Consider the following 7,320-nt stretch of genomic DNA (forward strand, 5'->3'; position numbering starts at 1 on the left):
AGCGTATGCCGTAGGGATCCTGCAGATCCTCGAAATTGAGCTCGGCTTCGTTAAGCCCAAGCTCTTCGCCCTGATAGATACAGACCGAACCGCGCAGCGACATCAGCAGCGCCGAGATCACTTTGAGATAGCCGACCCGGTCGGCCTCTCCCGCGCCCCAGCGCGAGGCATGGCGCATCACGTCGTGGTTGGAAAAGGCCCAGCACGACCAGCCGTCGGTCGCAACTTTCCCGAAGGTTTCCAGCACCGTCCGCACCTTATCGGCGCTGATTTTCTCCGGCCCGAGAAAATCGAACGAGTAACACATCTGGACGCGGTCGCCGGAGGTGTACGCCGCGACGATGTCGAGGCCGCGCTGGGCGTCGCCGACTTCGCCGACGGCGGCGGCCGCCGGATATTCGTCGAGCAATGCGCGAAACCGCTCCAGAAAGGCGAGATTGTCCGGCCGGCTCTTGTCGTAGAGATGGTCCTGATAATTGTATGGATTGACGGCAGGCGCGATGGAATCGTTGCGCTTTTCCTTAGGCAGCGGCGGATTGTCCTCCAGCCCCTGGCTGTGGAAGTAGAAATTGATCGTATCGAGGCGAAAGCCGTCGACGCCGCGCTCGAGCCAGAAGCGGGTGACGTCGAGCAGGGCGTCCTGAACCTCCTTGTTGTGGAAGTTGAGATCCGGCTGCTCGGCCAGGAAGTTGTGCATGTAATACTGCTGCCGGCGCGTGTCCCACTGCCACGCCGAGCCGCCGAAGATCGACAGCCAGTTGTTGGGCGGCGTGCCGTCGGGCTTGGCGTCGGCCCATACGAACCAGTCGGCTTTCGGATTGTCGCGCGACGAGCGGCTTTCCTTGAACCAGGGATGCTCGTCGGAGGTGTGCGAGATGACCTCATCGATCATCACCCGCAGGCCCAGCCGGTGCGACTCGGAGATCAGCTCGTCGAAGTCGGCCAGCGTGCCGAACATCGGGTCGACGTCGCAATAGTCGGTGACGTCGTAGCCGAAATCCTTCATCGGCGACTTGAAGAACGGCGATATCCATATCGCATCGGCGCCGAGCGAGGCGATATAGGGCAGTCGGCGGATGATACCCTTCAGGTCGCCGATGCCGTCGCCGTTCGAATCCTGATGGCTGCGCGGATAGATCTGGTAGATCACCGCGCCCCGCCACCAGTCGCGGTCGACCGCGAGGTCCGGCTCTTCCGCCTTGCGCAGAACGGCCTGCATCATATCAGCCTCCTTTGACCGAGCCCGCGAGCAGACCGCGGACGAAATAGCGTTGCAGCGAGAAGAACACGATCAGCGGCACGATGATCGTCACGAAGGCCGAAGCCGTCAGAATTTCCCAATCGCCGCCGCGCGAACCGAGGAGCGCGTTGAGCTTGCCGGTCAGAACAAGCTGGTTCGATCCCGACCCCAGGAAAACCATCGCGACCAGCAGATCGTTCCATACCCAGAGGAACTGGAAGATGGCGAAGGAGGCGAGCACCGGGAAAGACAGCGGCAGCACGATCTTGACGAAGATCTCGAAGTCGCTGGCGCCGTCGATGCGGGCCGATTCCATCAGTTCGCGCGGCAGGCCGGCCATATAGCTCCTCAAGAGGTAGATCGCGAAAGGCAAGCCGAAACCGGTATGCGCCAGCCATATGCCGTAATAGGTCTTGGACGACACGCCGAACAGATTGCCGATGTTGTTGTACATTTCCAGCAGCGGGATCAGCGTCATCTGCAGAGGCACGACGAGCAGGCCGATGATGGTCGCGATCAGCAGCGCGCGGCCGGGAAAGCGCATCCAGGCGAGCGCGTAGGCGGCAAAGGCGGCTATCATGATCGGGATCACGGTCGCCGGTATGGTCACCGTCAGCGAATTGATGAAGGAGCGGCCGATGCCTTCGGAAAACAGCACGTTCTCGTAGTTTTCGGTGGTGAAGCGCGGCGGCACCGTCGCGGCATAATAGACGCGCCGGCCGCGCGTCGAGTCGGAGGCCGCAGGCATCGTCATGATGAAGCCGCCATCGGCGTTGACCTGCAGGGTTTCGCCATCGCCGAGGTCGGCGGTGCTGCCGGCCTCGAACTCCGTCGGTGCCTGGGCGCGGATGCCGAAATTGGTGATCTCGCGGCTTCCCGCCTCCTCGAACAGATTGCCTTCGAGCACGAACTTGCCGTCCCTTTCGACCGCCGTGTTGGGCGGCGGCAGCCGCCCGGCCTCGGTTTGCGTGGAGCTCGTCATCGCCGTCCACCAGCCGGAGACGATGATCTGATCCTTGTCGCGCAGCGAGGACACCAGGATGCCGAGCGTCGGAAGGGTCCACAGCGCCACGAAGAAGAGAACCGCGATATGGACGCCGAAGCGGCCGAAATAGGACTTGCCGGTCGGATTGGCCATCTCAGTGTCCTCCGGTCTCTTTGTTGGCCTGGCGGATGTTCCAGATCATGATCGGCAGCACCGCGAGCATGATGATGATGGCGATCGTCGCGCCGCGGCCGAAATCGCCGCCGCCGCGGAACATCCAGTCGAACATGAGGTTTGCGAGGACCTGGCTGTTCCACTGGCCGTTGGTCATCGTCAGAACGATGTCGAACACCTTCAGCACCAGGATGGTGATGGTGGTCCAGACTACGGCGATCGTGCCCCAGATCTGCGGGACCATGATCTTCCAGAAAATCTGGAACGGGTTGGCCCCGTCGATCACCGCTGCCTCCAGGGTCTCTTCGGGAATGCCGCGCAGCGCCGACGACAGGATGACCATGGCGAAGCCGGTCTGGATCCAGATCAGGATGACCATAAGGAAAAAATTGTTCCAGAACGGCAGCGATATCCAGACCTGCGGGTCGCCGCCGAAGAACTGCACGATGGAATTGAGGATGCCGATCTGGGTCTGGCCCTCACCGCGATATTCATAGACGAACTTCCAGATGACGCTGGCGCCGACGAAGGAGATGGCGAGCGGCAGGAAGATCAGGCTCTTGGCGATCGTGCCCCACCAGATCTTGTCGGTAAGCACCGCAATGATCAGGCCGAGGAACGTGCAGGCGGCCGGAACGACGAGCAGCCAAAGCAGATTGTTGAAGATCGAGTTGCGGAACTCGCGGTCCCCGAACGCCCAGGAATAGTTGGCGAGGCCGACGAAATTCTCGCCGGCGCGATCCTGGAAGGACAGGATCAGCGTCTGGACCACGGGATAGATCAGATAGACCGTCAGAATGATCAGGGCCGGCCCGATGAAGAGCCATGGCCGGATGACTCCCTGGCGGCGCAGATTGTCGATCGCCGCCCCGCCTTTCACGCCGCGCGAGGGAAAGATCACGTCGAGCAGCTTGTTTGCGCCCCAGAAATAGGCGACGCAGCCGCCGACTCCGATGAAGATGACGAGAATGGCCGATACGATCTGGCCAGCCATGCGAACCTCCCCTTGTTGGTCGCGCAGACTTCAAAATCAGGCAGAAGGTCGTGAATGCTATTTCGATCCGGGCCGGAGGGCCCGGATCGTCAGATGTATGCCGCAGCGGCTACTTGATCGCGTCCCAGCTCTTCTGGATGTCGGCCGCCACATCGGCTGCCGGCTTGCCGCCGACGAGGTCGATCATGCCGGTCCAGAACGCGCCGGCGCCGATCTTGCCGGGCATCAGGTCCGAACCGTCGAAGCGGAAGGTCGAGGCATTGACGAGAATGTCGCCCTGCTTCTTCAGCGCCTCATTGGCATAGGCGTCCTTGTTCGCCGTCTTGAGCGGCGTGAGCAGGCCCGATTGCGCCATCCAGATCTCGTGCGCGATCGGCATTTCGAGGAACTTGATGAATTCACGCGCCGCTTTCGAGTCCTTGGTGATCGCGACCAGCGTGCCGGCGCCGAGGACGGGACTGCCGAGGTCCGGCTTGGAAGCCATTGGCGGCAGGTAGAAGAAGTCCGCGTCCTCGCCGAGCTGCGTGCCTTCCGGGAAGAAGGACGAAATGAACGAGGCCTGGCGATGCAAATAGCATTTCGGCGGGATGCCGAAGAGGCCCTTCGGGCTGTCGCGGAAGTCGGTCGCCGCAACCGCGGCCTTGCCGCCGTCGACATATTTGTCGTTGGTGGCGATGTCGGCGAATATCTGCAAGGCTTCTACCACCGCCGGATCGTTGAACGGGATCTCGTTCGTGGTCCACTTGTCGTAGGTTTCCGGCGGCTGCGTGCGCAGCATGATGTCCTCGACCCAGTCGGTCGCCGGCCAGCCGGTCGCGCCGCCGGAGCCGAGGCCGATGCACCATGGCACGCCGCCGTCCTCGACTATCTGGTTGGTGAGATCCATCATCTCTTCCCAGGTCTTGGGAACCTCGTAGCCGGCTTCCTCGAAATTCTCCGGCACGTACCAGACCAGCGATTTCAGGTCCGCCTTGTAGGGGAACGCAAAAAATTTCTCGGTGCCGTCCTTGTCCTTGTAGGTGCCGAGGTCGACCCAGGATTGTCCCGCTCCGTAATTGTCCTTCACGAAGGTGGCGACGTCGTCGCCGAGCGGAATGAGCAGTCCCTTGGACGCCAGATCCTGGAGAAGGCCGGGCTGCGGCAGGATCGCGATGTTCGGCGGGCTGCCCGCCTGCGTGTCGATGACGATCTGCTGTTCGTAGTTTTCCGACGAGGAATAGTTGATCGTCGCGCCGGTCGCCTCGCTGAAATAGTCCAGCACCGAGCGGACCAGCGCCTCGTCCTCGCCGCGCCAGGGACCGAATATCGACAGGGTCTCGCCCTTCAGGTCGACTTTCTTCAGCTCCTCGTAATTGTCCCAGGTGAAGCGGGCGGCGTCTTCGCCCGGCTGGAATTTCAGTTCGGCATGAGCCGGCGCGCCAAAAGCGAGCGCAGCAAGGGCGGCGCCCAGCATCAGGGTTTTTTTCATGATAGTCCTCCCAACGGTTCTCGATGGAGACGGAACCTCCATTCCGTCCTGCCGGCGGCCGCTCGAATGTGCCCCAGCCCCGTGCGGATCGCAACCGCATAGGTAGAGCTCTCAAAGCGCTTTGGCTGACTGCATCTCGCCACCGAACCGGTAAAGAGTCAAGAGGTCTGCTGCATGAACCGATTTAGTATGCGCAAATCGCGCAGTGCAGCATGCTTTTTTGGCGCTGCAGCATGCAATATCGCTTCTGAACGAACGATCCGCGACTTATAGTGAAGGCCGCGCAATGAGAGACAAAAGCGCCGATCCGGCCGCACTTCAAAGCGCTTTGAGAAATCTGGAGCCCGCTGTGAACCTCAAACAGCTGTCGCATATGCTGCAACTCTCGCAGACGACGGTGAGCCGGGCGCTGAACGGCTACCCGGAAGTCAGCGAGGAAACCCGCCGCCGCGTCACCGACGCCGCCAAGCGCCACGGCTATCGGCCGAACCCGAGCGCCAGGCGTCTGGCGACCGGCAAGGCCGGCATGATCGGCTATGTGCTGCCGACCGGCGCTTCGGTCGACATCGACCCGCATTTCGTCGAATTCCTGTCGGGCCTCGGCGATTACGCGCGCTCACACGAGCTCGACCTGGTGCTCAGCCCCGCCGACGCCGACGACGAGGAGACGACCTATCGGCGCGTCGCCGCCAACAAGCAGGTCGACGCGGTCTATATCTCCGCGCCGCGCCCCGCCGACCGACGCATTTCGCTGGTCAACCAGCTCGGCCTGCCTTTCCTCGTGCACGGCCGCGCCGAAGGGCTCGATTTCGACTATCCCTTCCTCGACATCGACAATGAGGGCGCATTCCACGAGGCGGCGCGGCTTTTGGTTCAGCTCGGCCACAAACGCATCGCGCTGATCAATGGCGACGACGGGCAGACTTTTGCGATCTTCCGCGAGCGCGGCGTCAGACGCGCGCTTGCCTCCGCCGGGTTGGTGCTGCCGCCTGAAAAGATCCGCTCTGTGGCGATGACCGAGGAGAATGGCTACCGCTCGGCGCGCAGCCTGCTCGAACAGCCGGAGCCGCCGACGGCGATCGCCTGCTCCAGCCTGATCATGGCGCTCGGCGTGGTGCGTGCAGTGCGCGATCTCGGGCTGACCATCCCCGGCGACGTGTCGCTGATCGCCCATGACGACGTGTTTCCGTGGCTGAAGCCCGAGCATTTTTCCGTGCCGCTGTCGACGACGCGCTCGTCGATCCGGGCGGCGGGCGCGCGGATCGCGGAACGCCTGGCGGCGCGGATTTCGGGCCTGGAAGAAGGCGCGCGCGGCGAAATCTGGCCCGTCGATCTCGTGGTTCGCGGCTCGATCGCCGGCGCCGCGGGCTGAGTCCTATTCCTTCGCAGCATCCGCCGCCCTGGCGTTGAGCAGGCCGTAGCCGAAATCGCCGTCGCGGCCTGCGCTGCCGAGATCGGTGGCGGTTTCGGCCAGCGCCTTCTCGATCCAGTCGGCGGAGCGCTCGGGATTACTGCGGATCAGATTGGCCACCGCGCCCGAGACGATCGCGGCGGCAAACGAGGTGCCGGTGACCAGGTCGGAGCCGCCGCCGACCGGCGCGATCATGTCGACGCCGGGCGCCGACAGATAGACGTAAGGCCCGCGATTGGCCTGCTGCATTAGCCGATCCTGTTCGTCGGTCGCGGTCACCGCGGTCACGCCGGCATAGGCGGCGGGATAGCCGAACGGCGCTTTCGGGCCGTTATTGCCGGCCGCCGCAACCAGCACAATGTTTCGCGTCCGCGCATTCCGGCAGGCGGTCTCCAGCAACTCGTTGCGCGGCCCGACGAAGCTCATATTGATGATGCGCACATCCCTGCCCGCCGCCCAGTCGAGCGCGCTCAGGATGGTGTCCATGGTCGACTTGCCGTCCTCGAATGCGCGGGCGTGATAGATGCTCGATCCCGGCGCCATGCCGCGAAACGGCCCCGTGCCGGCGATCAGCCCGGCGACCGAAGTGCCATGGTCGCGCGACGCGATCTCGACCTCCGGCATGGCGTCGAAAATCTCGGCAACGACGCCTTCCAGCGCCGGATGCGTCTCGTCCACCGCCGTGTCGATGACGGCGATGCGCACATCCTTGCCGCTGGCCGCGGCGGAATCCAAAGCGATGCGCTGGAAAGCGTAATTGACGACGGTCGGCGCCTGCTGGAGGTCGTAGACATGGTTGGGAACGCGGCCCTGCGCGCGGCCGTCGGCGGCAAGCTGGGCCAGCACGATGCCGACCGGCCGGCCGTCGGGAATGCCGAAGCGCACGACGGTCAGGCCGAGCAGCGTCGAAAGCCGCTGCGAGCGTATCTCGAGCCCGAAATCCGCCGCGATGTCCTGGACGGCCGCGCCGTCGCCTTCGATCGTCACCAGCACCTCGTCCGGCACGAATTCGCCGGTGATCGCCTGCGCCGGTATGGCCAACGGGTGG

Annotated in this window: 6 protein-coding genes; 1 reads left to right on the forward strand and 5 read right to left on the reverse strand. The window is 63.4% G+C overall.

What is annotated here, in order from left to right; translation table 11 throughout:
- The 4 genes from MAXJ12_RS00605 to MAXJ12_RS00620 form a co-directional block, all read right to left on the reverse strand.
- A partial coding sequence (locus MAXJ12_RS00605; RefSeq protein ID WP_040584483.1) for an alpha-amylase family glycosyl hydrolase occupies positions 1-1,219 on the reverse strand: 1,219 nt, incomplete at its 3' end.
- Positions 1,220-1,223: 4 nt separating this feature from the next.
- Positions 1,224-2,378: a carbohydrate ABC transporter permease gene (locus MAXJ12_RS00610; RefSeq protein WP_008833785.1), complete on the reverse strand. Its 1,155-nt coding sequence runs from the start codon at positions 2,376-2,378 to the stop codon at positions 1,224-1,226.
- A gap of 1 nt (position 2,379) precedes the next feature.
- Entirely contained in the window at positions 2,380-3,393 is a 1,014-nt protein-coding gene (locus MAXJ12_RS00615) for a carbohydrate ABC transporter permease (protein WP_008833786.1), read from the reverse strand.
- A gap of 109 nt (positions 3,394-3,502) precedes the next feature.
- Positions 3,503-4,861: an ABC transporter substrate-binding protein gene (locus MAXJ12_RS00620; protein ID WP_008833787.1), complete on the reverse strand. Its 1,359-nt coding sequence runs from the start codon at positions 4,859-4,861 to the stop codon at positions 3,503-3,505.
- 349 nt (positions 4,862-5,210) lie between these two features.
- Between MAXJ12_RS00620 and MAXJ12_RS00625 the strand changes: the two genes are divergently transcribed.
- Positions 5,211-6,233: a substrate-binding domain-containing protein gene (locus MAXJ12_RS00625; RefSeq protein ID WP_040584485.1), complete on the forward strand. Its 1,023-nt coding sequence runs from the start codon at positions 5,211-5,213 to the stop codon at positions 6,231-6,233.
- Positions 6,234-6,236: 3 nt separating this feature from the next.
- On the opposite strand, the gene MAXJ12_RS00630 is transcribed toward MAXJ12_RS00625, so the two are convergent.
- A partial coding sequence (locus MAXJ12_RS00630; RefSeq protein ID WP_008833789.1) for a S8 family serine peptidase occupies positions 6,237-7,320 on the reverse strand: 1,084 nt, incomplete at its 5' end.

The organism is Mesorhizobium alhagi CCNWXJ12-2, from assembly GCF_000236565.1.
GTDB lineage: Bacteria > Pseudomonadota > Alphaproteobacteria > Rhizobiales > Rhizobiaceae > Allomesorhizobium > Allomesorhizobium alhagi.